The sequence below is a fragment of the Paenibacillus sp. Soil766 genome (assembly GCF_001428105.1).
In the GTDB taxonomy this organism is placed as follows: Bacteria; Bacillota; Bacilli; order Paenibacillales; family NBRC-103111; genus Paenibacillus_E.
This window is the reverse complement of record NZ_LMSJ01000058.1, coordinates 249,980-271,569: the sequence shown is the minus strand read 5'-3', so window position 1 is coordinate 271,569 and position 21,590 is coordinate 249,980. Positions and strand designations below refer to the sequence as shown.

Genomic DNA, 21,590 nt, shown 5'->3' with positions numbered 1-21,590 from the left:
TTTGAATTAAAATAAGTCGACCGAACAGAAGGAGACTCTCGCTATGTATCGAAAACATAGAGACAGAGTCTCTTTTTTTACCACAAAATGCTAATGGAGCGTGAATTAAATGTCTAAAGTAGTAATTATTTCAGGAAGTCCAACCCCTACCTCCCGATTACATGGTGTAATTGAAGTGGCGAAGAGCGAGCTTGAGCAAGCGGGTTTGGAAGTAGATTGGATCAAGGTTCGCGACCTGCCCCCTGAGGATTTGTTATATGCCAAGTTCGACAGTGCAGCCATTGTTGAAGCGAGTAAGCGTGTGGCAGATGCCGACGCTGTATTCGTAGCTACGCCAGTCTACAAAGCTTCCTACACAGGTGTGTTGAAAGCATTCTTGGATCTGCTGCCGCAAAAAGGACTCGAGCGTAAAATTGTACTTCCATTAGCGGTTGGAGGAACCTACGCGCACTTGCTAGCGATTGATTATGCACTCAAACCGGTATTGTCAGTCCTCGGTGCACAGAACATTTTGCAAGGCGTGTATGTACTTGATAAACAAGTAACATGGGGAGATCAAGGACAAGCAATTCTTGATGATGAAATCACTTCCCGTTTGAAGGAATCCGTAACGGAATTCATCCAAGAAATTAAATGGCATACGAGCCGCTAATAGTAATAAGCTTGCTATAAAGGAATAGGAGTTGTCTCAGAAGGTCTTCATGACCGAGGGACACTCCTTTTTTTGCGTTAAAGTGGAGTTGAATAATGCAAACATCCAATAATCGCTATTTTGTTGATTTTCATCATTTTTAGAATCGTAGTTAACTAGAGTTGAAAATCGGGATTTTAACGAAAATTGGCGATTGAACGGGGGATTTATAGACGATATAGTGAGTCCAGAAACGGATGAAAAAGCTAACAAGATAGGGAGATGTGGAATCCGAATCTTGTGTTGTGTATATCCCTTGGGTGAAGCCTGAGTTTACCTATCAAGTAACACTGTTATTCACGGATTGCGAAGTTGGAACATTCTCAGGACGTGAATTGCAAGAGGGTGCTTGTGTCTTATTGCTGCCCATCTATGGTCAGGAAATCATTGAACTTACCAAATGCTAGAAGCTAGAGCGCATTCCATACAGACGACCAATATATGGCGGGTGTTTTTCGTAGATAATTTCGACTAAAGGTATATCCATTCTGGAGAAGGTCTGGTATCTTTAATAGAGTTATTTAATTAAACATGTGGAGTGTACTTATGGAAAATATAAATCGAACATTACTTGTAGACGGCATGGCTTTATTATTTCGCGGTTTTTATGCTACTTCATCTAGTGGTTACATCATGAGAACTGAGAACGGCGTACCAATCAACGGTGTATACGGATTTCTGAAATATTTGCTCGACGCGATCGGTACGTTCAAACCGACACACGTTGTGTGTTGTTGGGATATGGGGAGCAAGACCTTTCGTACGGAGAAATTCGAAGCGTACAAAGCAAATCGCGGACCTGCCCCTGAAGAGTTAATCCCACAATTTGATTTGGTTAAAGAAGTGACAGCCAGCTTTAACATCCCGAATATCGGTGTTGTTGGCTATGAAGCTGATGATTGTATCGGCACGTTGGCTCGTTCCTACAGCCCTCACACGAAAGTCCAGATCCTAACCGGGGATCATGATATGCTCCAACTGGTGGATGAGAATACCGAAGTTATTATTATGAAAAAAGGGCAATCCAACTACATGGTGTATACGCTAGAAACACTGATGGAAGAGAAAAGCCTAACTCCAGCTCAAATCATTGATCTGAAGGGATTAACGGGTGATACTGCAGATAATTATCCAGGGGTCAAAGGAATTGGGGAGAAAACGGCGACCAAATTGCTCAATGAATATGTGAACATAGCTGGCATCCTAGAGAACTTAGCTGCACTTCCGAAGGGCGTGCGTGCGAAGATCGAGGCTGAGCTGGAAATGCTGCACCTTTCGCTTGATTTGGCAACAATACGCCTGGATGCACCGGTCGCTTGTGCGCTTGAAGATTGCGCCTGGGCAATGGATCGGGAGAAGGTCATTAGCAAATTCGATGAAATTGCGTACAAAGGATTAATAAAATTGATCGGATAAGACTTCAAATAGGGACAGTGCCTGTAATCGGGTACTGTCTTTTTTTCTTGGGAAAGCCTTGCCCCTAATAAAATAGGGGAATGGTGGGGGCTATTGGTTTATTGTTATGCAATGTGTATTAGAAACTGAAAATTGAACAAAGATGACGGTTTTTTTAATTACCGAATGTTATTTTATAGCTGATAATAGAAATGTAAGCGATTACGGTTTCCGAAATGTATGTATAAAGGGGAGAAAAACCATGAAAAAGGCAGTAGTCACATTAATGTCATTATCCATGATTTTCACAGCAACCGCTTGTTCTTCGGGTACATCTAGTAACCAAAGTGGAGGAGCTACAACAGCGCCAACTACAGCAACGACTCCTAGTGCAACAGTAAGTGCAAGTAAGGAACCAGTAAAGCTTCGCATGGCCTGGTGGGGCGGTCAAGCGCGCCACGATTATACGCTGAAAGTTATCGAAATGTATGAGAAAGCACATCCGAACGTGAAAATTGAAGCTGAGTATGCGGCTTTCGATGATTATTGGAAGAAGCTTGCTCCACAAGCAGCTGCGAATCAACTGCCAGATATTATACAGATGGACATCTCATATTTGACACAATACGGTGGAAGAAACCAATTAGCGGATTTGACGACTTTTACAAAAAGCAAAGTTCTTAATGTGGATGATGTAAGCCCGAATGCTTTATCAGGTGGTCAAGTGGGCGGGAAGCTCGTCGCTATGAACTTAGGGGTTAATGCTTTAACTAGCATGATGGATTTTGAGATGTTGAAAAAAGCAGGCATCGCGACGCCAGAGAAGAACTGGACGTGGAGCGATATGGACGCGATGGCTACGAAAGCGAAAGCTGCGGGTAAAATCATGGGCGGCTTCCGGGATGATGTTTTCTTCCCTTACTATTTGCGTACACTTGGTCAAAAAATGTATAACGCGGAAGGTACAGCACTAGGCTATACCGACGATAAGATGTTTATCGATTATTTTAATCGTATTCAAAAATGGTATGATGCTGGCGTCTTGCTGCCACTAGATAAAGCTGCACAAAAGAAAGGCACTCCTGAGGATGATGAAATGACTTTAGGGAACTCCATTTCCTCCAATGGTTGGTCTAATCAATATATTGGTCTAGCAAACGCAGCTAAACGTGATCTTGTTCTGCAGCCAATGCCAGGTCCAGATGCGAATAAAGGCTTGTTCTTGAAACCAAGTATGTACTGGTCCGTATCCAGCAGTTCCAAAGCACAAGAAGAAGCTGCTAAATTTATTGATTTCTGGATCAATGATATTGAAGCGAACAAAATTATTAAAGGCGAGCGCGGCGTACCTGTAGCTTCCAAAGTGAAAGAAGCTTTGAAGCCACTTTTGAGCCCGAATGAAATCAAAGTATTTGACTATGTCGCATGGGCTGAGAAAAACAGTTCACCTATGGATCCTCCGAATCCAGTGGGCTCCATTGAAATTGAGAAGCTGTTGAAGGATACAGGAGAGAAAATTTTGTACAAGAAAATAACGGTTCAAGAGGCAGCTGCCGCTTTCCGTAAAGATGCAACAGTTATTTTGGAGAAAAATAAAAAGTAATACATGATCTAGAAACAGGTACTCATGGTCGACACTATCAAAAAGTGTTCGTACTGTGGGTACTGTTTTACGTATTTCACTTCTCCAGAAACTACTGCTGTGCTGGTTATATCGAAATGATTGACATATTCATATCAGCTTACTCCCCAGATGGCATGTAGTCCGAAATTGCCGAATTAATCTCACGATTCGCGTCATGAAATTCAATTTAGTCCTAATTAGCCGAACTAAATCACCATAAAGAACTCTCACTCAAGGAAAATGGGTAAATAATTCGGCAGAATCGGACTAATGGCCATTTTTACAAGTAATCCTCCTTTTAGTAAGAAAATATCGGACTAATGCAGCCTCAGGTGAAAAGTTATCAAGAGGTGAGGAGCTCAACTTGACTTTACTATGTCAAAACAGCCGACTGCCGATAACGCAGTGGTGTCATTTTCGTCATTTGACGGAACACACGTCCGAATTGGACGAGGGAGCCGAAGCCAACTTGTTCAGCGATTACGATGACTTTGAGCTTCGTTGTTGCCAGCAGCCGTTGAGCTTCTTGTACGCGAACAAGATTCACATATTCAACCAGCGAAAATCCAGTAATTTCCTTGAACATCCGGCTTAAATAAGCGGAGCTGATTTCGAATCGTTCTGCAAGCTCCTCCAGTCGTATCGGTTCAGCGAAATGAGCGTTGATAAATCGTACGATGGTGGATATTTTCCGGTGGAGAGGAGAAACGTGTTCTGGCGAAGTGACGGGATGTATGCGAACGAAACGTGCCGTGAATAATAACAACTCGATTAAAAAGTGTGTGATGGCAAAAGTCTGCCCCATCGCGGGCTCCTTGGCTTCATGAATTAATTTCCCTAGCATGTCTTCAACAAGCCGCCGAGTAGGGAAATCAAGCCGCAATACAGGCGTATCATGCGTGAATGCATCCAGCAAGAAAGGAGCCTCTTCTTTTGTTTTTTCCAAAATGCTGTCGCTAAAGTTAATAACAACTCTCGCATGACCGAGTTTATCTGAGTCAGAAGTGGCATGAAGTTCACGTCGATTGATGAGAACCAAATCTCCTGGAAGAATGAGATAGGAACGATCACGAATGAAATACATGCGTTCTCCTTCGTATAAATAATAGAGTTCGTACATATCATGCATGTGCTGGGTCCGCTCGAAAGGGCCAGAGCGATGAATATGTTGGATGTAAAAAGGGCCTTCATCTTCATTGCCGAAGGTGACGGTACGTGACATAGGCGCTGCTCCTTGTTTGGAAATGAGGTAACTGAAGTATATCATAAATTTTAGTGAAAAATATGAATAGTTTTTGGGTAAAATAGGAATAGATGATGAGAAAACGCTCCTTACTTGCGATAAAATGGATGTATAGATGGAATAGCAAACGCTTGCACAAATAGGAGGAAATTGATCATGAACGCACTTATAGAGGCAGTACGCGCAGGGAAAGTAAACGAGTTCTCATCCGAAGTTATTAAAGTGTACACATCTTCCTTAACTCAAGTGGGAGATACAACATTGTTGATGGTACGTACAACAGAGGGGAAACGACTAATCGTCGTGGGATCTGGCGAATTGTTCGACCAACTGCAAGGAGAAGTCGTAGATGGCGAGAAAGTAGCACTGCTAACACATGAAAATCGCTTGATTATCAATCAATTTTTGCCATACACAGCGCCACAAGCGTTCGGAACACAAGTAGCGACAATGGGATTAGGCGACCGACTTGGAATCGCAAGTCCTGGTCATATCCAAACGATTCGCGGCAAAGATATTCGTCCTGTTTTGGCGCAACAAAGTATTCGTGAGCTTGCTTTGACAGGTCGCACCTATGAGGATGTATTGGATGCAGCGGCTTATGCGGTTCTACAAGAGGGCTACACAGATGGATACGGCGCTGACGGTGACCACTTGAAGAAAGAAGAAGACATCGAGTACGCGTTGCGTCTTGGTTTCACGATGTTGACTTTAGATTGCTCCGAGAATATCGACAACACGATTGAATCCATGAGCGAAGCAGAAATCGCAGCGAAATACGAGCAACTACCTGCTAGCTTGCGCAGCCGCTATGAAGAGCGCTACCTGCAAACAGCACCAAATGTGCCAGGAGCTACTCTTGCCTACACTGCAGAAGCTTTGAAGAAAGATGTATTGATCTATGATGCAGCTATTAATTTCATGGAAGCGATCTACCGCAAATATATCGTTACACTTGATCGTGCGGTTGATTTCGAAATTTCCATTGATGAAACAGCGACACCGACTTCCCCTGAGGCACACTATTTAGTTGCGAATGAGCTTCGTGATCGCGGAGTTGCGATTTTCAGCATGGCGCCACGTTTCTGCGGCGAATTCCAAAAAGGGATCGACTACATTGGAGATATCGCGCAATTTGAGCGTGAGCTAGCTAGTCATGCGGCGATTGCTGTTCATTTTGAATATAAGCTAAGCATCCATTCCGGCAGTGATAAATTCAGCGTGTTCCCATTGATCGGGCAATACACGAATGGCTTGTTCCACATCAAAACAGCCGGTACGAATTGGCTCGAAGCGGTACGTGTTGTAGCGAAAGTAAATCCTACGCTTTATCGCCGCATGCACCAATACGCACTGGATCACTTTGTCGAAGCGACAGCGTACTACCATGTAACGACGGATATTAGCGCGATCGCGCCACTTAGCGCTGTATCAGATGCGCAGTTGCCTGATTACATGGAAGAAAATAATGCACGTCAATTGCTGCACATCACGTATGGTTTGCTTCTTCAAGCGAAAAATGAAGACGGAAGCCGCACATTTGCAGATGAATTCTTCCAAACATTAGCTGAGCAAGAAGATACCTTCGCAGAAGGACTTCGTCATCATATCGGCAGACACTTGGAACTACTGGGTAAATAAGCAACAAAAAAACGCCGCAAACATCATATTACTTGATGTTCGCGGCGTTTCGTTGTTTTAGGACAAGCCCTCCGTAGAATGATCGTTATCGAGTGCATCATCTGCTCCAGGATAGTCCCTTGTAATACCTTCGTGCAGCTCACGATTCTCATAAGCAAAACGGTTGGTAGGGCGTTGATCCTCTCGCCAAGGGGTACTTTTCCCAAGGGATTCTGACATCATACTTGTGCCATAGGGCCCTTCCGGAAATTCCTCGGGGATCATGTCATTCCGCTGCGATTCTACCGTCTCGAGGTCCGTGTAGGCAGCGAGGCGGTCTTCTGAGAGGAAGCCTAATCCCTCAATTTTGTTGGTGTATTGTGTCTTCTTACGCATGGATAAGCCTCCTTGTCAGGTTATGCTTTTTCCAGTGTCCCCCGACAATCCCTTAAATATCCGTGAAATGGATGGAACCGATAATTTGGGATAGGAATTCAGTAAGCTCTTGTGCTTGTTCCTCATTAATCTTAAACACATGCTCGAGGTAGCCTTCCTCGTCCAAATCATCCGGCCCAATAACCGCGCTGCGTCCCGATTGCAAATCGATGACCAGCTTTTTGCCATAGTAACGTGTCGTTGTCATAATAGCGAGGTCAAAGCGGTGTAAGGCTTTACCAACGAAACAGACAAATCGCGTTGTTGTTTCTTCTTGATGATCATATAAAAAGTCATAATCAGACATGAGTGCCCTCCATTCTCTTTCTAGTATGCTCCTATTATAACCGATAAGGGCCTGGGGGCAAAACGGTTCTTGCGCCTAACTGACAAACATGGTATGATTTGGATATTAGAAAAAGGAAGCACCTTTTCTGCCCTAACAGGCGGAAGAGGTGCTTTTTCGTTTTTCTTAAACAAAATTCGTTACAGGTCTGGAGGAATTGAAGGATGAATATTGTATTTCTGAACACGTTAGAGAAGAATTCGGGGGATGGGCAAGTGATTTCCGCGCAGGTATCGATTGTTGAGGAACAAGGGATTTGGAGTGTGTATTGGAGTGAACCTGACTTAGTTGGTAAGCTTGAGCAAGATGAATGGTTCCAAGGCATAAGCTGGGATGAGATGCTATTCTCATTCCGTCAAGGCTTACGTGAGAAAATTAGAAGTGGCTTCCGGCCGTTGGTACACACGGAATTGGATCTTACGCAAGGACTATCAGGTAAGGCGAAAATGACACAAATGCTAACCTATTACTGTGAGGAGAATCCGAATGAAGAGGTGTTCGAATCACTGCGTGCTTGGCGTCGTGAGCAAGCGGCTCGTGAGAAGAAGGCGCCATATATCCTCGCAACGAACCGTGTCCTACGGATGATTTCTGTATTCTTGCCGCAGACCAAGGAAGAACTTCAGCAAATTCCTGGGTTCGGTGAGCAGAAAACAGTGCAGTACGCCGATCAATTGCTTGGTCGGATTGGCAGTAGCGCACGCACGAACGGTTTTCCATTGGATTGGGTTGCCAACTATGTGGATACGATGAAGTTCGAGGGGTGGCTACTCGCTCAGAAGGAGCAAAAGCTGCGAATTGAGCTTGATCGAGAGGTTAGCAAACGCAAGTTGCTTGAACTGGTTGCTGGAGGCGGCAGCTTGGCCGATCTTCAGGCGAATTTGACGATGCCGCGGAGGGAATTGCTGCTGTGGGTTGAAGATTTGGACCGTGAAGGTTACGATATGGATCCTCTCGTGGAAGCCGAACTTGCTTCGATTCCTGAGGAAGAGCAGATTAAAGCGTGGAATGCGTATGAATCCGAGGGTGATCGCTATTTAAAGCCCGTTCTCAAGAGTCTCATCGGGACGGAGGAGCTGAAGGGGAAAGAGTTAGACCGTGCTTATGAATGGCTGCGTCTGCTTCGGTTACGTTATCGCAGAGAGAAGGAAAGAAATGCGATCCAAGCAGCTAGCTAATGTACATTGACAAAAGCCAGCGGAATATGATTAAATGTTCAATAATCTAATATCCGTCAAAGCGATGACGAACATGGGCGAAGCCCGAAGTAGGACAAATGCCGCTGGAGCAGAGAGTCGGTGGAAGGTGCAAACCGATGCAAGCATGTTGTCCGAATTACAGTTCTGAGTTGGTGGAGGGAACGTGCTCATCCGAGCATTAGTAGCTTGCACCCGGCAAATGATTTGTCGTTAATTTTCTAAGTGAAAGAGAAACCGCATGCCAGTAGGCGTGCAACTACTCTCTTTAATTAGGGTGGTACCGCGAGACAACCTTCTCGTCCCTTTGTGGACGTTGAGGTTGTCTTTTTTGTTTTCTTTATAACCAATCGAATGGAGGGATCGTATGTTGTTATGGGATAAACTTACTAAAGAGCAGCAGCAACAAGTGGAGCATCAATTGCATATCCTCAGACGCGGCGCAGCGGAAATTGTGCCGGAAGAAGCGCTGAAGATGAAGATTATGAAGGCGGTTGTGACAGGGACACCGTTGAAAGTAAAGCTAGGATTAGATCCATCTGCACCGGATATCCATATCGGACATACGGTCGTCCTGCACAAGCTTCGTCAATTCCAGGATTTGGGACATGAGGTGCAGCTCATTATTGGTGATTTCACGGGTCGAATTGGAGATCCGACTGGGAAATCCGAGACACGCAAGCAGCTTTCGGAGGAGGATGTGAAGCACAACGCGCAAACGTACCAGACACAGCTAGCCAAGGTGTTGGATTTAAACAAAACATCTTTCTACTATAATTCCACTTGGCTAGGTGAGCTGCGCTTCGATGATGTGCTAAGACTTGCTGGTAAAGTGACGGTTGCTCGCATGCTGGAGAGAGATGACTTTGCCAAGCGGTATTCGACGAATCAGCCGATACATGTGCACGAGTTTTTCTACCCGCTTATGCAAGGTTACGACTCGGTTTCTTTAGAAAGTGATATTGAGCTAGGTGGAACCGATCAGACCTTTAATATCTTGATGGGGCGTACACTTCAAGGGGCCTATGAGTTGAAAGAAGGTCAGGTGGCGATCCTGATGCCGCTACTCGAAGGACTGGATGGCGTGCAGAAGATGAGTAAAAGCCTCCGCAACTACATCGGCATCGATGAGCAGCCGAATGACATTTTCGGTAAAACCATGTCCATCCCGGATACGCTCATGCTCAAGTATTTCGAGTTAACAACAGCTTTGTCGAATGCGGAAATCGAAGAACTGCGGCATGGCCTTGAAGCGGGTACGGTCCATCCAAGAGATGCCAAACTTAGGTTGGCGAAGATGTATGTTGAGATGTACCATGGTGTGGAAGCGGCCGAGGAGGCGGAGCAGCATTTTATTACTGTTTTCCAGAAGCGCGCATTGCCTGACGAGATTGAGGAAATAAGTCTAGACAGCCATCTATTGGTCGAAGGACGGATATCGATTATTAAGCTGTTAGTCCATTTAGCTTTGCATGCCTCGAATGGGGAAGCTAGGCGGAGCGTGGAGCAAGGAGCAGTGAAAATTAACGAACAGAAGCTGACTGATATTCATGCGCAAATCACACCGGAGGATGGCGATATTCTGCAAGTTGGGAAGCGGAAATTTGTCAAAATCAAGCTTGCGTGAACTAGATACAAAAAAGGTGACCTCTCAGCATTTTGCTTGAAGTCACCTTGTATCTAATGATTCAGAGGATCGGCTCACAGCCATTCTTTCTTGCGAAACAGCACATACATGGCGATGCCGAGGACGCCCATAAAGGCTAGCACAATTTCATCCCCATGAGCGGTTAGATGCAAGCCGAGAATATTATCGAAATTCATCCCGAAGACACCCGTAATGAAGGTCAAGGGCATGAAGATCGTCGTCAATGCGGTAAACACACGCATGATATCATTGGCTCGGTTCGCGAGGCTGGATTGATAAGCTTCTCGTAAGTTCCCCATCAGGTCGCGCAGCGTATCGAACGTATCAACAATTTTGACGGCATTCTCATAGATGTCTCCGAAGTATTTCTGGAGCTGATGATCGATCAATCGGAGCTCTTTTTTACCAAGTGTCCCAATGACGTCACGTTGAGGAACTAGCACCTTTTTGAGCCATAAAATTTCAGAACGGAGACCGATAATCTCATTCAAATGCGACTTCTTCGTCGCCATCAGAATATCTTCTTCCAGCTTCTCAATTTTGGCTTCAATTCGGTCACCGACCGCCACATAGTTGTCGACAACTAAATCGACTAAGTGATAGAGAAAACGATCAGCGCTGTTCACTTCTTCCTCCCAGAGGAAGGGCTTGAGCGCGCGCAGTTCATTAATTTTTTGCCTCGTAACGGTAATAATGACATGCTTGCTGAGGAAGAGATTGAGTGCGCGGAGGAAAATTTCTTCATCATCGAAACGAATGCTATTAATCACTATGAAATAATGGGAATCATAAAATTCAATCTTAGGACGCTGTTCTTCCTCACTAAGACAATCTTCTACGGCCAAATCGTGCAAATGAAATAGAGGTTGTAGTAATTCTAAATCCTCGATCCCTGCATCAATCCAGTAAAAGCCTTGACTTGGAGGTGTAAGCGCAGCGGTCACATCTTCAACTAACGTAAAAATACCATTTTGAACCAACCGTGTTTTCATATGCCCACCCCTTTGATGGAATGATCCGGTTAGCGCATCTAGAAGAGCAATGCTCTGGATGATGGATGAACCGACTTCATTCCGACATTTTGAAATTGATAACTGATGACCGTGCAGGTACTACTCCTCGGTTCTCCGTCCAAGCGTATGCCCTCCTTTTTTCGTCCGTGTCGAATACTTGTCTAGTATACCCGTTCGTATACCCTGTTTCAAGCCAAAAAGTTTGATGAAATAAGGGAAATTGTCGTTAAGATAGCTTATGGAGATTTGGTTAAGACTGTGCAAAAAAATAAACCGCCAAAACTTACTTGGCGGCATTTAAAATCGTATTTTTGACGTCTGTGTACATTTGAATAATCTCAGGTCCGCCGCGCTGCATCAGATCCTCTTCACTTACTGCCCCATAAACGAGGTGAAGCTGTGAGACAGCGATTTCGGCTTGTTCTTGTGTGGGTTTGTCGGTTTCAATTAACGCAAAATAACGATGTAAGGAAGCGAATGCAGAGAAATTATCGGATGTTTGGGTTGACATCATAGCCCTCATTTCTTCGTCCACATTAGAATGTGATTTTCTCATAAATTCTTATTCGATTAAAAACATCATCTGTAAAGCTAATCTTTAATATTAACCTAAAGCACCACATTTGAAACAGCTTGTCACAATACAAATTGTATCATTTTATTGATTACTTGGCTACACATACTAATTTCTTGCAATCACGGAAACGTACAAGCCTAATCATCTTGACTTTCGTTTATTTTATAGTATGATAATGCTAATCGCATACGTTTTATTTTCTTATCAAGAGTAGGTGGAGGGACTAGCCCGATGACACCCGGCAACCGACAAACCTTTGTATAAAGGGGAGCACGGTGCTAATTCTTGCGGAAACGCTATTTACAGCGAATCTGGGAGATAAGAGAAGGACATTGACTTTGATTTTCTATGGCCTTTCTCTGATTCCAGAGAAGGTCATTTTTGCTTTTCATACAATTCGTACCTAACCTAAACCTAAATTAATGAAGAGGAGTGAACAGGATGCCGATCAAGATTCCTGACAACCTGCCTGCCAAAGAAATTTTAAACCAAGAGAACATCTTCACCATGGATGAATCCGTCGCGTATCATCAGGATATTCGTCCACTTCGCATTGCACTGCTTAACTTAATGCCGACTAAAGAAACGACGGAGACGCAGCTGTTGCGCTTGATCGGGAACACGCCACTGCAAGTAGAGTTCGTGCTGCTGCATCCCAAAACTCACACTTCCAAAAATACGTCCCACGAACATTTAGATATGTTTTACAAAACGTTTGATGATATCAAAGACGATAAGCTGGATGGTATGATTATTACTGGTGCCCCTGTAGAGCAAATGGATTTCGAAGATGTGAATTACTGGGAAGAGCTAACGCAGATTCTTGAATGGAGCAAGCGGAACGTCACTTCCACCCTGCATATATGCTGGGCGGCTCAAGCAGGATTATATCATCATTTCGGCGTACGGAAATATGCGCTAGAGAAGAAGACATTTGGTGTATTCCCACATACGGTGAGTGTTCCGAACACGAAGTTGTTGCGCGGCTTTGATGAAGTGTTCAACGTTCCGCAATCACGCCACACAGATATTACGCGTGAAGATATCGAGCGATGTCCGGATTTAGAAATATTATCAGAATCCGATGAGTCTGGCGTATATATCGTCGCAACGCGCGATGGTAAGCATATTTTCGTAACTGGACATTCGGAATATGATGCTTGTTCCTTGAAATGGGAGTATGATCGCGATGTGGCCAAAGGGCTGCCGATCGATATCCCGAATAATTATTACCCGAATAACGATCCGAGTAGACTGCCTTACAACACTTGGAGAGCACATGCGAATTTGCTGTTCTCAAACTGGCTGAACTATTATGTATATCAAGAAACACCTTTTGAATTGACAGTTAACATTAATGAAAGCTTGGCAAGTTCGCAATTGTAAATCGACCCCACATCCTGAGGAGGAATTCCCTTGTTGAAAATCGAAAGTCGTCTCGCTCAAATTGGCTCTATCGAAGAACCTGTTACAGGTGCTGTTAGCTTTCCTATTTATCAATCAACTGCGTTTCGCCACCCTAAGTTAGGACAGAGCACTGGATTTGATTATGCGCGTACGAAAAGTCCAACGCGTAAGGTACTTGAAGACGCGATTGCTCAGCTCGAGTCCGGAGATGCAGGCTTTGCATGTTCCTCAGGCATGGCGGCATTGCAAACGATTTTCGCCTATTTCAGCCAAGGAGATCATTTGATTGTTTCCTTGGATTTATATGGTGGTACGTATCGCCTATTGGAAAGAATTATGTCCCGCTTTGGTGTAACGGCTACTTATGTAGATACGAATGATTTGGATGCACTTGAAGGTGCTTATCAGGCTAATACGAAGGGCCTCGTTATTGAAACACCAACGAACCCATTGATGATGATCACAGATCTTGAACTTGTGTGTACATGGGCCCGTAAAAAGGGCATCGTCTCCATCGTTGATAACACGCTGCTAACGCCGTATCTACAACGCCCAATTGAACTTGGGGCTGATATCGTTATCCATAGTGCGACGAAATATTTGGGCGGACATAATGACGTGCTAGCAGGTCTGATTGTTACCAAAGGGAAAGAGCTTACGGAACAAATGGCTATTCTCCATAACTCCATTGGCGCCGTGCTTGGACCGCAAGACAGCTGGCTTCTGATGAGAGGAATGAAAACCCTCGCTTTGCGCATGGAACGTCATGAACAGAATGCTACAGCGATTGCGAATTTCTTGCTAACTCATGAGCTAATTTCAGATGTGTACTACCCAGCGCTGGAAACTCATCCAGGTTATGCGATCCAAAATAAACAATCCAGCGGGAATACGGGAATATTCTCCTTCAAAGTGAAGGATGCTCGCTTAATTGAACCGATTCTTCGTCATATCAAACTGATTGCTTTCGCAGAAAGCTTAGGCGGGGTTGAATCCTTAATGACCTACCCGGCTGTACAAACACATGCGGACATCCCGCTTGAAATTAGACAGCAAATTGGTGTCGATGACCGTCTGCTTCGCTTCTCCGTTGGGATTGAGCATATCGATGATTTGATCGCTGATTTATCGAATGCCCTAGATTCGGCGCAGGCCGAGCTGGAAGGAGCTTCGCAATCATGAGCAATTCCCCTTCAGACAAAGAGAAACGCAAAGCACATGGCAAATTTGCCACAAGACTGATCCATTTCGGCGCTGAAATTGATGAGGCAACAGGGGCATCCAGTGTGCCGCTGTACCAGGCTTCAACCTTTCATCAGGCTGATTTGGAAACGAACCAAGAGTATGACTACACACGGTCAGGTAACCCGACACGTCAAGCGTTGGAGGATTACATCGCATTGCTGGAAGGCGGTACGCGTGGCTTTGCGTTCGCCTCTGGTATGGCGGCCATCTCTTCTGCGTTGATGTTGTTGTCGCAGGGAGATCATGTGATTTGTACGGAAGACGTGTACGGCGGTACCTATCGTTTGCTGACTACGATTATGAATCGCATGGGCGTGGAATCTACATTTGTAGATATGACTGATATTGCTCAGGTGAGAGCGGCGCTTCGTTCGAATACAAGAGCCGTCTTCATCGAGACGCCTTCAAATCCTACGCTTCGCATCACGGACATCGGTGAGATCGCCGCTTTTGCAAAAGAGCATGATCTACTTACGATGCTGGATAATACGTTCATGACACCTTATCATCAACGTCCAATTGAGCTAGGCATTGATATCGTGCTGCATAGTGCAACGAAATTCCTTGGCGGTCACAGTGATGTGTTGGCTGGACTAGCTGTTGTAGCGAATGACAGCCTCGGTCGTCGAATGAAGCAAATTCAGAATGGCATGGGGAACGTGCTCGGCATTCAAGATTCATGGCTGCTCATACGCGGTATGAAAACATTGCAAGCCCGTATGGAAATGTCCGAGAAAGGCGCTCGCAGATTAGCACAATGGTTGACTGAGCAGCCAGATATCGACGTGGTTTACTACCCAGGTCTGCCTAACCACCCAGGTAGAGAAATACATGAGAAGCAATCGCTTGGCTATGGAGCTGTCGTCTCATTCGATGTTGGCTCTGGCGAGAAAGCGAAGAAGTTGCTTAGTAAAGTTAAGATCCCGCTAGTAGCTGTAAGCTTGGGTGCGGTAGAGAGTATCTTGTCCTATCCGGCTATGATGTCACATGCTGCTATGCCGAAGGAAGTTCGTTTATTGCGCGGCATTACGGATGGTCTTGTGAGATATTCGGTGGGTCTAGAAGATATTGAAGATATCATTGAAGATTTGGAACAAGCTTTGCGCGGTTAAGTGTCGCGTTATTCAGAAATTATTCATATTTGGATAGGAATTACGACTGGAAAAGCAGCCCCGTGCTGCTTTTTTGGCATGAATATGGTACGATTACTGGATACGAGCCTTCAGAAAGTAAAGGAGTGAGTTGCTATGAAACCGATCGATCGCATTTTAAATAAAGCACAAGCGGGCGGACGAATTAATGTAGAAGAATGTATTACGCTATTCGAATCCGATCAAATAGAGAAAATTGGCAACACGGCTAATCAGATTATGAAAAAGTGGCACCCCGATCCGATCACGACCTTCGTAATTGGGCGAAACATCAACTACACGAACATCTGTGATGTGTATTGCCGATTCTGTGCATTCTATCGCCCACCAGGCTCAGCCGAAGGGTATGTACTGCCAGATGAAACGATCTTCCAGAAGATTCAGGAGACCCTGGATGTCGATGGTACCGAGATTCTCATGCAAGGCGGTACGAATCCGAATCTGCCATTCAGCTATTATACGAATATTTTACGCGAAATTAAGAAGCGCTTCGATATCACGATGCACTCCTTTTCACCAGCTGAAATTATGAAAATGAAAGACGTTTCCGGCGGTTTATCGCTTGAGGAAATCGTTCGTCAATTGCATGAAGCGGGACTTGATTCCTTGCCAGGCGGCGGAGCAGAAATCCTCGATGACCGCACGCGTCGCAAGATCTCTAAGCTGAAAGGTTCATGGCGCGATTGGATGGACGTCATGCAGACAGCACACAAGCTAGGCATGCACACGACAGGAACGATGGTTATCGGTTTCGGCGAATCCATGGAAGAGCGTGCTCTGCATATGCTGCGTATCCGTGATGCGCAAGACGATGTGCTGCTGCAGAAGCTGAACACACCAGGCTTCCTGGCATTCATTCCGTGGACGTTCCAACCGGACAACACGAATATGAAGGCGGAGAAAGTTACGCCTGAGGAGTACTTGAAAACGTTGGCGATCTCCCGCATCATGCTGGACAACGTGCCGAACTTCCAATCCTCCTGGGTCACAATGGGACCTGAGGTTGGTAAGCAGACGCTTAGCTATGGCTGCAACGACTTCGGCAGCACCATGATCGAAGAGAACGTTGTATCCGCGGCGGGCACCACGCACAAAGTTAACGTGTCCTCGACATTGGACATCATCCGTCAAGCAGGCAAAATCCCTGCGCAGCGGAACACGAAATATCAGATTCTGCGTGTGTTCGACGACGAGAACGTGAAGATTGACCGTGATTTTGTGATGCAGAACTAAGATGTAGATGACAACGCTTATCATATATTAAATCCACTTGTGGATTTGTATGAGTAAGCGTTTTTTGTCTTGAGGTCGATGGCATCGAGATAGTCGACAAAACGGACTATCTCGTGTGAAACCGAGGCCAAAACCCACTATTCCTTCCACACTTTAAGCGAAAATTAATCTTAGCTTCAGGTAACCGGAGGTCAATAAGAGTACAATTGGGGAACACCACAAATTGAGATTGAAGATCGGAGTGATTTTTGTGAAGCTGTTGAAAAGCTTTATCCAAGGGTTCCTTTTTGCTTTCGTCTCCATTGGTGCTCTCCCTTTCTTACTGGTGAAGATTCTGTTAGAACAACTGTAAAAGCCATCCTTATTTTCGAGAGGGGCAGCTATGTGCTGCTCCTTTTTTGCATGCTTGCGCGCAGCTCGCTATTAAATCCCGTCATTGCTGCATGCAGACACGATCCCGCAAATGGCAAATTGTTCGTTGTATATCTCTCTCGCATCGACCATATACTCTTAAGAGGAGGATGCATAGATGGAAGGAGTGAGCACATGGAACTGTTTGCAATTGCCCTAATCAATGTCGAGGAATCCTATGTACGTTCGCTAAGCGCACAGGTGAATCAAGCGCTGCAGCATTTACATATCGCCCAAAATGGGTTAACGGCTACCTATACTTGGAGTGAAACACGTGCTTTTATTTATGTGGAAGCGGAAGCAGGAAGTGTGATCCACGATCCACATATTCATGAAGCTCAAATAAGAGCTTGCCTAGCTGAAGTGTTGGCTTGCCACATTGTAGCGGACAAGGAATCCAACATTTTACGTAACTTGATCACCAAGGATTTTAAGTACGAAAAGCAGACAGACATCGAGGCTATCGAAGGTTACTGTAAGCTATCCTTGAACCAAGAGAGCGGGTTGGAAGGGTTGCCGCTGATGAATAGCTCCCCAAGCCGGCTTCGTCGTATTGGGCTGCTCAAGGAGCAGATAAACGCATTGCTCGAAGAGAATCCGCAGATCAGCTTAGATGGCTTCCTCAAATTCCGAATTCAGGAGTACAGGGAAGAACTAAGGGAAATTGCCGAATATGCGATTGATGAGTTTATGATGGACCGCCAGTATCAGGAATTTATTTCACTCCTACAATATTTCGTCTACATTCAAGAGGCCAAGATACCCGCAGCACATCTCATTCACAAAGGTGGCCACGAGTTCGTCATTCTGAATGATCGAATGGAGCCCATTGATGCGAATGAATTCGATGCTAGCTTCCGAATGGAGATGTTGGAGAAGGACATCAATTTCGAGGATATGATCGTGAGTACACTGATCACGGTCTCACCTGCCAACATTTACATTCATACACGGGATCCTGAATTAACGATTATTAAGACGATAGGGCAAATCTTCGAAGATCGTACATCGGTGTGCAGTTATTGCCGCACGTGCGACCTTTATCTCGGAGATGCCAAAAAGCAGGATCAACTATCCCCTTGACCTTGTCCCTCTCGCCATTTATAATAGTGAGCGAAGGCGTTAGTATCAAAGACAAGAACTTTCTGTATGAACTGCTCAGAGAGAGGAGACCAGGCTGCAATCTCCTTCAGCGAATCGGATCGTTTACCCCTTTGTAGCCGTATTGTGGAATTCGACCTGACTTGCAGGTGCGATACTATACAGTACCGGAATCATTCCCGTTAACGAATGCTGATGAGGATTCGACTTACCTAATATAGGGATCTTTTAGCGGAGCTAAAAGTCTCTCAGTTTTGGGTTTGAGCGAATCGAACTAGGGTGGAACCACGAGCTGAGCGCACTCGTCCCTTTATGGGATGAAGTGTGCTTTTTTGCGTTCAATTCACTATTCACTTACACAATTAGGAGGCAGGGAAGATGGTTGTACAAGTAAAATTACCAGATGGCGCAGTGAGAGAGTATGCAGTGGGGACTACGATTGAGCAAGTGGCGGAATCCATTTCATCTGGTCTGAAGAAGAATGCAGTGGGTGGTAAAGTAAACGGCAAATCCGTGGATTTATCCTTCGCTTTGAATCATGATGCTGATGTTGAAATCTTAACGCTAGATAGCGAAGCAGGACTAGAAATGTACCGTCACAGTACAGCGCATTTGATGGCACAAGCGATCAAACGTATTTATGGCAATAAAGCCGTTAAACTAGGAATCGGTCCTGTGATTGAGGACGGCTTCTACTACGATATCGATTTGGAAACTCCGCTGAATCCTGAAGATTTGGTCAAAATCGAGAAGGAAATGGAACGCATCTCAAACGAAAATTTGGCGATTACACGCCGCGTTGTTTCCCGTGAGGAAGCGATTCGCATTTTCACAGAGATGGAAGATCCATTCAAGCTTGAATTGATCCGTGATCTGCCAGAAGATTCTGTTCTTACAATCTATGACCAAGGTGAATTCTTTGACCTGTGCCGCGGACCTCACTTGCCATCAACAGGACGCATTAAAGCGTTCAAATTGTTGAGTGTAGCTGGTGCTTACTGGCGCGGAGATGCCAAAAACAAAATGCTGCAACGTATTTACGGAACTGCTTTCCCTAAGAAAGCACAATTGGATGAGCACTTGCACTTACTAGAAGAGGCAAAAAAGCGGGATCACCGTAAACTAGGCCGCGAGCTCAAAATGTTCGCATTCTCACGTGAAGTAGGTCAAGGCCTACCGCTTTGGTTGCCGAATGGTGCGAAGCTTAGACGTACAATGGAGCGTTATATCGTTGATTTGGAAGAGCGTCTAGGCTACCAACACGTATACACACCTGTACTTGCTAACGTTGACTTATACAAAACATCCGGACATTGGGAGCACTACAGCGAAGATATGTTCCCGAAAATGATCATGGACAATGAAGAACTTGTTCTTCGTCCAATGAACTGTCCGCATCATATGATGGTATATAAGAGTGATATGCGCAGCTACCGTGATCTTCCGGTTCGGATTGCTGAGCTCGGTACGATGCACCGCTATGAAATGTCAGGCGCTTTGACTGGTTTGCACCGCGTTCGTGCCATGACATTGAATGACGCTCATATCTTCTGCCGTTTGGATCAAATTAAGGAAGAGTTCTCCCGCGTTGTTACGTTAATCCGTCAAGTGTATGCGGACTTTGGGATCACTGACTATCGTTTCCGTCTTTCCTACCGCGATCCGAAGGATACAGAGAAGTACTTCCAGGATGATGAGATGTGGGAAACTTCCCAACGTATGCTTCGTGAGGTTGTTGAAGAGCTTGGTTTGCCTTTCTTTGAAGCGGAAGGTGAAGCAGCATTCTATGGCCCTAAATTAGACGTTCAAATCAAGACAGCGTTGAAGAAGGAAGAGACACTTTCGACTGCACAAATCGACTTCTTACTGCCTGAACGTTTCCAGCTTGAATACACAGGCGAAGACGGTCAGAAGCACCGCCCTGTCGTAATTCATAGAGGAATCATCTCCACAATGGAGCGTATGACAGCCTTCTTGCTGGAGAATTTCGCTGGTGCGTTGCCAACTTGGTTGATGCCTACTCAAGCGAAAGTTATTCCAGTATCGCCAGCATTTGAAGAATTCTCGAATCAAGTAACAGACCGACTAAGAGAAGCTGGTATTCGCGTTGAAGCGGATAATCGGAACGAGAAGCTAGGTTACAAAATCAGGGAAGCCCAGCTGGAGAAAATTCCTTTCATGCTCGTTGTTGGTGAAAACGAAGTGAAGAATGACAGCCTGTCCATCCGTAAACGGGGTCAAGGAGATCTAGGTACACAGCCGATTGATCAAGTCATCAACATGATTCAAGAAGAAATCAAAAACAAATTGTAACTCCCGTTTGCTCCTATAAGAAGCAGAGAAGTGCTCGTCACTTCTCTGCTTTTTTGCGTTTCCATAATCCTTCTCGATGTAAATAAGTTGTTTGAAAATGTGAATAAGTGGTTAAAAGAAGGACATGTTATACAGTGAGTCTGTATGTGGAGGTTTAGTGATGAAAGGAAATGGAAAGCCTACATTAGTAGGGGGAGGCTTAAAACGATGAAAATAACCGATACTTCGAAGCAATCCATATGGATTTTGGCATGGATGGTGCTTACCGTTATGGTCGTGCTTTTCGGAGAAGAGGCTAGCAATCAAGGGAACTATAGGGCGGCAAACACCGATTCCCATATACAAAATCAGCGGGACAATCAAGCAGGCGCGGTAATGCCGGTTGCACGCCCTGTTGCACAGGAGCATCAACAACAAGTAAGTTACCGCTTTATTCCCAATTTGGATTCTGATTTATCTAAATACACGGTAGTTGAAGTAACAGCGACCGGGTATTCTGCGGGTAAAGAATCAACAGGAAAGAATCCAGATCATCCTACTTATGGCATCACGTATTCTGGTATTAGGGTCATGCGTGATGATAAGGCATTATCGACAATCGCGGCAGACACCAGAGTGTTCCCGCTAGGTACCGTACTATTTATTCCGGGTTACGGTTACGGGGTTGTTGCCGATACAGGGAGTGCGATTAAAGGGAAGAAAATTGATCTTTATTTCAATACGAAAGATCAGGTATATAAAGAATGGGGTAAAAAGACGGTCAAGGTGTTCGTGGTTAAAAAAGGGAATGGCAAAGTCACAGAGGTTATTTGGAAGCAGCTTAAGGATGAAATACTGGCTCCAGCCAAAGCATTGTAATGTTCAATTTTGTAAAAAAATAAATTCATAAAAAAACCTGTTTGGGAAAAGATACTCATACAGGAGGTGATTGATATGGCAAA

Annotated in this window: 19 protein-coding genes, 1 riboswitch and 1 other annotated feature; of the genes, 14 read left to right on the top strand and 5 right to left on the bottom strand. The window is 45.0% G+C overall.

Features of this window, described 5'->3' with window-relative positions; translation table 11 throughout:
- Nucleotides 1-109: 109 nt before the first annotated feature.
- The 4 genes from ssuE (at nucleotide 110) to ASG89_RS32210 (ending at nucleotide 3,689) form a co-directional block, all read left to right on the top strand.
- Nucleotides 110-652 (top strand): NADPH-dependent FMN reductase, encoded by a 543-nt coding sequence (gene ssuE, locus ASG89_RS32225; RefSeq protein ID WP_057315429.1) that lies wholly within the window; start codon nucleotides 110-112, stop codon nucleotides 650-652.
- A 263-nt stretch (nucleotides 653-915) separates the two neighbouring features.
- A complete protein-coding gene (locus ASG89_RS32220; RefSeq protein ID WP_057315428.1) occupies nucleotides 916-1,098 on the top strand; it encodes a hypothetical protein in 183 nt (60 codons plus the stop codon).
- Nucleotides 1,099-1,237: 139 nt separating this feature from the next.
- Nucleotides 1,238-2,107, top strand: coding sequence for a 5'-3' exonuclease (locus tag ASG89_RS32215; protein WP_082593743.1), 870 nt, complete (start codon nucleotides 1,238-1,240; stop codon nucleotides 2,105-2,107).
- Nucleotides 2,108-2,348: 241 nt separating this feature from the next.
- The gene (locus ASG89_RS32210; protein WP_057315426.1) at nucleotides 2,349-3,689 is read left to right on the top strand and encodes an ABC transporter substrate-binding protein; all 1,341 of its coding nucleotides are present in this window, start codon (nucleotides 2,349-2,351) and stop codon (nucleotides 3,687-3,689) included.
- Nucleotides 3,690-4,083: 394 nt separating this feature from the next.
- Here the strand turns inward: ASG89_RS32210 and ASG89_RS32205 are convergent, their stop codons facing one another.
- Entirely contained in the window at nucleotides 4,084-4,932 is an 849-nt protein-coding gene (locus tag ASG89_RS32205) for an AraC family transcriptional regulator (RefSeq protein ID WP_057315425.1), read from the bottom strand.
- A gap of 177 nt (nucleotides 4,933-5,109) precedes the next feature.
- On the opposite strand from ASG89_RS32205, the gene ASG89_RS32200 reads away from it, so the two are divergent.
- Entirely contained in the window at nucleotides 5,110-6,594 is a 1,485-nt protein-coding gene (locus tag ASG89_RS32200) for a tagaturonate epimerase family protein (RefSeq protein ID WP_057315424.1), read from the top strand.
- 57 nt (nucleotides 6,595-6,651) lie between these two features.
- On the opposite strand, the gene ASG89_RS32195 is transcribed toward ASG89_RS32200, so the two are convergent.
- Nucleotides 6,652-6,969 carry a hypothetical protein gene (locus ASG89_RS32195; protein WP_057315423.1) on the bottom strand — a complete coding sequence of 106 codons (318 nt, stop codon included), beginning with the start codon at nucleotides 6,967-6,969 and terminating at the stop codon, nucleotides 6,652-6,654.
- A 52-nt stretch (nucleotides 6,970-7,021) separates the two neighbouring features.
- Nucleotides 7,022-7,315, bottom strand: a complete 294-nt coding sequence (locus ASG89_RS32190; protein WP_028556386.1) for a DUF3055 domain-containing protein — start codon at nucleotides 7,313-7,315, stop codon at nucleotides 7,022-7,024.
- A gap of 203 nt (nucleotides 7,316-7,518) precedes the next feature.
- Between ASG89_RS32190 and ASG89_RS32185 the strand changes: the two genes are divergently transcribed.
- Nucleotides 7,519-8,532, top strand: a complete 1,014-nt coding sequence (locus ASG89_RS32185; RefSeq protein WP_057315422.1) for an HRDC domain-containing protein — start codon at nucleotides 7,519-7,521, stop codon at nucleotides 8,530-8,532.
- A gap of 65 nt (nucleotides 8,533-8,597) precedes the next feature.
- Nucleotides 8,598-8,860: a binding site (T-box leader), on the top strand.
- 60 nt (nucleotides 8,861-8,920) lie between these two features.
- A complete protein-coding gene (gene tyrS / locus ASG89_RS32180; RefSeq protein WP_057315519.1) occupies nucleotides 8,921-10,177 on the top strand; it encodes a tyrosine--tRNA ligase in 1,257 nt (418 codons plus the stop codon).
- 74 nt (nucleotides 10,178-10,251) lie between these two features.
- Here the strand turns inward: tyrS and corA are convergent, their stop codons facing one another.
- Both corA and ASG89_RS32170 read right to left on the bottom strand, forming a co-directional pair.
- Nucleotides 10,252-11,190, bottom strand: coding sequence for a magnesium/cobalt transporter CorA (gene corA, locus ASG89_RS32175; protein ID WP_057315421.1), 939 nt, complete (start codon nucleotides 11,188-11,190; stop codon nucleotides 10,252-10,254).
- Nucleotides 11,191-11,494: 304 nt separating this feature from the next.
- Nucleotides 11,495-11,734 carry a hypothetical protein gene (locus tag ASG89_RS32170; RefSeq protein ID WP_235550004.1) on the bottom strand — a complete coding sequence of 80 codons (240 nt, stop codon included), beginning with the start codon at nucleotides 11,732-11,734 and terminating at the stop codon, nucleotides 11,495-11,497.
- A 252-nt stretch (nucleotides 11,735-11,986) separates the two neighbouring features.
- A riboswitch (SAM riboswitch) is annotated at nucleotides 11,987-12,113 on the top strand.
- A gap of 116 nt (nucleotides 12,114-12,229) precedes the next feature.
- On the opposite strand from ASG89_RS32170, the gene metA reads away from it, so the two are divergent.
- The 7 genes from metA (at nucleotide 12,230) to ASG89_RS32135 (ending at nucleotide 21,507) form a co-directional block, all read left to right on the top strand.
- Entirely contained in the window at nucleotides 12,230-13,174 is a 945-nt protein-coding gene (metA, locus tag ASG89_RS32165; protein ID WP_057315419.1) for a homoserine O-acetyltransferase MetA, read from the top strand.
- 33 nt (nucleotides 13,175-13,207) lie between these two features.
- Complete coding sequence (locus ASG89_RS32160) at nucleotides 13,208-14,377, top strand: aminotransferase class I/II-fold pyridoxal phosphate-dependent enzyme (protein ID WP_057315518.1); 1,170 nt, start codon at nucleotides 13,208-13,210, stop codon at nucleotides 14,375-14,377.
- Nucleotides 14,374-15,552, top strand: a complete 1,179-nt coding sequence (locus ASG89_RS32155) for a trans-sulfuration enzyme family protein (protein WP_057315418.1) — start codon at nucleotides 14,374-14,376, stop codon at nucleotides 15,550-15,552. The genes ASG89_RS32160 and ASG89_RS32155 overlap by 4 nt, the downstream gene beginning before the upstream one ends.
- Before the next feature lie 135 nt (nucleotides 15,553-15,687).
- Entirely contained in the window at nucleotides 15,688-16,824 is a 1,137-nt protein-coding gene (gene mqnC / locus ASG89_RS32150) for a cyclic dehypoxanthinyl futalosine synthase (RefSeq protein ID WP_057315417.1), read from the top strand.
- Between the two features lie 546 nt (nucleotides 16,825-17,370).
- Complete coding sequence (locus ASG89_RS32145) at nucleotides 17,371-18,318, top strand: putative sporulation protein YtxC (RefSeq protein ID WP_057315416.1); 948 nt, start codon at nucleotides 17,371-17,373, stop codon at nucleotides 18,316-18,318.
- Between the two features lie 396 nt (nucleotides 18,319-18,714).
- Nucleotides 18,715-20,649: a threonine--tRNA ligase gene (gene thrS, locus ASG89_RS32140; RefSeq protein ID WP_057315415.1), complete on the top strand. Its 1,935-nt coding sequence runs from the start codon at nucleotides 18,715-18,717 to the stop codon at nucleotides 20,647-20,649.
- 207 nt (nucleotides 20,650-20,856) lie between these two features.
- Nucleotides 20,857-21,507 (top strand): 3D domain-containing protein, encoded by a 651-nt coding sequence (locus ASG89_RS32135; RefSeq protein ID WP_057315414.1) that lies wholly within the window; start codon nucleotides 20,857-20,859, stop codon nucleotides 21,505-21,507.
- The last annotated feature ends 83 nt before the right edge of the window (nucleotides 21,508-21,590 follow it).

Bases quoted from the DNA above. Each gene is read 5' to 3' on its own strand.
- ssuE (WP_057315429.1), top strand. From the start codon at position 110: ATGTCTAAAGTAGTAATTATTTCAGGAAGTCCAACCCCTACCTCCCGA.
- ASG89_RS32195 (WP_057315423.1), bottom strand. From the start codon at position 6,969: ATGCGTAAGAAGACACAATACACCAACAAAATTGAGGGATTAGGCTTC.
- ASG89_RS32200 (WP_057315424.1), top strand. From the start codon at position 5,110: ATGAACGCACTTATAGAGGCAGTACGCGCAGGGAAAGTAAACGAGTTC.
- ASG89_RS32205 (WP_057315425.1), bottom strand. From the start codon at position 4,932: ATGTCACGTACCGTCACCTTCGGCAATGAAGATGAAGGCCCTTTTTAC.
- ASG89_RS32185 (WP_057315422.1), top strand. From the start codon at position 7,519: ATGAATATTGTATTTCTGAACACGTTAGAGAAGAATTCGGGGGATGGG.
- ASG89_RS32190 (WP_028556386.1), bottom strand. From the start codon at position 7,315: ATGTCTGATTATGACTTTTTATATGATCATCAAGAAGAAACAACAACG.
- ASG89_RS32145 (WP_057315416.1), top strand. From the start codon at position 17,371: ATGGAACTGTTTGCAATTGCCCTAATCAATGTCGAGGAATCCTATGTA.
- mqnC (WP_057315417.1), top strand. From the start codon at position 15,688: ATGAAACCGATCGATCGCATTTTAAATAAAGCACAAGCGGGCGGACGA.
- ASG89_RS32135 (WP_057315414.1), top strand. From the start codon at position 20,857: ATGAAAATAACCGATACTTCGAAGCAATCCATATGGATTTTGGCATGG.
- ASG89_RS32210 (WP_057315426.1), top strand. From the start codon at position 2,349: ATGAAAAAGGCAGTAGTCACATTAATGTCATTATCCATGATTTTCACA.
- thrS (WP_057315415.1), top strand. From the start codon at position 18,715: ATGGTTGTACAAGTAAAATTACCAGATGGCGCAGTGAGAGAGTATGCA.
- ASG89_RS32215 (WP_082593743.1), top strand. From the start codon at position 1,238: ATGGAAAATATAAATCGAACATTACTTGTAGACGGCATGGCTTTATTA.
- metA (WP_057315419.1), top strand. From the start codon at position 12,230: ATGCCGATCAAGATTCCTGACAACCTGCCTGCCAAAGAAATTTTAAAC.
- corA (WP_057315421.1), bottom strand. From the start codon at position 11,190: ATGAAAACACGGTTGGTTCAAAATGGTATTTTTACGTTAGTTGAAGAT.
- ASG89_RS32155 (WP_057315418.1), top strand. From the start codon at position 14,374: ATGAGCAATTCCCCTTCAGACAAAGAGAAACGCAAAGCACATGGCAAA.
- ASG89_RS32170 (WP_235550004.1), bottom strand. From the start codon at position 11,734: ATGAGGGCTATGATGTCAACCCAAACATCCGATAATTTCTCTGCATTC.